We start from the raw sequence: 1,764 nt of genomic DNA, 5'->3' as shown, positions 1-1,764 counted from the left end.
GAGGCTGTCCGAAAAGGTAATTTTCGGACAGTTTTTTTGTTTTTAATCTTGATTATTAGTATTTTTAAGTACTAAAAACAAAGATTATGCAACCCGTTTTCAAGCAACATTCGGTACACCAACAAGCATTATTCCCAATAAACTTAAATGATTTAATTTCAGAAAATCATTCTGCTAGATTAATAGATTCCGTTGTTGAAAGATTGGAAATCCCTGATATTATCTCACAGTACAAAGGCGGCGGGACTTCTAGTTATCATCCTAAAATGCTACTTAAAATACTGTTTTATGGGTATTTAAATAATACTTATTCTTGCAGAAAAATAGCTAAAGCCATAAAGGAAAATATTTACTTTATGTGGCTTTCAGGTGGTTTACAACCTGATTTTAGAACTATAAATGATTTTAGAGGGCAAAAATTAAAAGGAAGTATTGAAAAACTTTTTAGTCAACTCGTTGAAATGATGGTTGATTTAGAACTTATTAGCCTGGAGAAACAATTTATCGATGGTACTAAAATAGAAGCCAATGCACATAAATATAGTTTTGTTTGGAAAAAAGCAGTCGAAAAAAACAAAGAGAGACTTCAAGGTAAAATAGATGCAGTTTTGGCAGAAATTGGTCAAGCCATCGATTCGGACATTATGCATACTGACAATCAAGTTGATAGTCAAATGGATAGTCTGAAATTAGAAGAAAAAATACAAACGATAAATAAAAACACAAAGGCAGCATTTTTAACCAAGCAGCAAAAAAAAGTCATTCAAAAACTAGAAAATGAACAGTTGCCAAAACTTAGAGAGTACGAACAACACCTTGAAATTCTAGGGGATAGAAACAGTTATGCTAAAACTGATACCGATGCCACTTTTATGCGCATGAAGGAAGATCACATGATGAACGGTCAATTAAAACCTGCTTATAACATCCAAATTTCTACAGAAAACCAGATTATTACGCATTATTCTACGCATCAAAAATCTACAGATTTCACAACCTTAGAAAGTCATTTAGATGGTTTTGAAAAAGCATATCAGAAACAATCCAAACAAGTTATAGCCGATGCTGGCTATGGAAGCCAAGAAAACTATCAATTACTTGAAAACAAACAAGTTGATTTTTTTATTCCGTACAACATGTATCGAATCGAGCAAACTCGGAAACACAAGAAAAACGTATTTCACGCACAAAACCTTTTTTATAATGCTGAACAGGACTTTTTGGTTTGTCCAATGGGACAAAAAATGACCAACATTTATACTAAAAAATCAAAAACAACAACCGGTTTTCTACAACATCATTCTGTTTATCAAGCTATTAATTGCGAAGGTTGTCCAATGCGAGGACTATGTTTTAAAGCACAGGGAAACAGAAGGATAGAAATTAATCATAATCTTCAAAAACTTAAAACTAAAGCGAGGGAAAATTTAGAAAGTGAACTAGGAAAGGAAATTTACAGCAAAAGATGCATAGAACCAGAACCCGTTTTTGGAAATATTAAGCAAAACAAAGGGTTTAAGCGTTTTACATTAACAAAAATAACCAAAGTAAATATTGAATTTGGCTTAATTGCTATTGCTCATAACTTTTCTAAATGGATAGCAAAAGTGCGTTTGTACAATTTCAGACCCTTTTTTCGCTTCAGAAACGAATTGAATAACCTCTTAGAGCTGTTTTTAATGATAGATTTCAAATATTCAATAAACCAGTAATAAATCAAAATTGAATTTAAACAAAAGAGGCTGTCCTTTTTCAGACAGCCTC

At 32.0% G+C, this 1,764-nt stretch carries 1 protein-coding gene; it reads left to right on the top strand.

Going from position 1 to position 1,764, the window contains the following annotated elements; genetic code table 11:
• The first annotated feature begins 86 nt into the window (after window positions 1–86).
• Window positions 87–1,712 (top strand): IS1182 family transposase, encoded by a 1,626-nt coding sequence (locus tag QLS31_RS16195; protein ID WP_282744699.1) that lies wholly within the window; start codon window positions 87–89, stop codon window positions 1,710–1,712.
• The last annotated feature ends 52 nt before the right edge of the window (window positions 1,713–1,764 follow it).

Source organism: Flavobacterium sp. XS2P24, assembly GCF_030010285.1.
Taxonomy (GTDB): domain Bacteria; phylum Bacteroidota; class Bacteroidia; order Flavobacteriales; family Flavobacteriaceae; genus Flavobacterium; species Flavobacterium algoritolerans.
The sequence above is the reverse complement of the archived record's forward strand: the minus strand, read 5'-3'. Positions and strand labels throughout refer to the sequence as shown.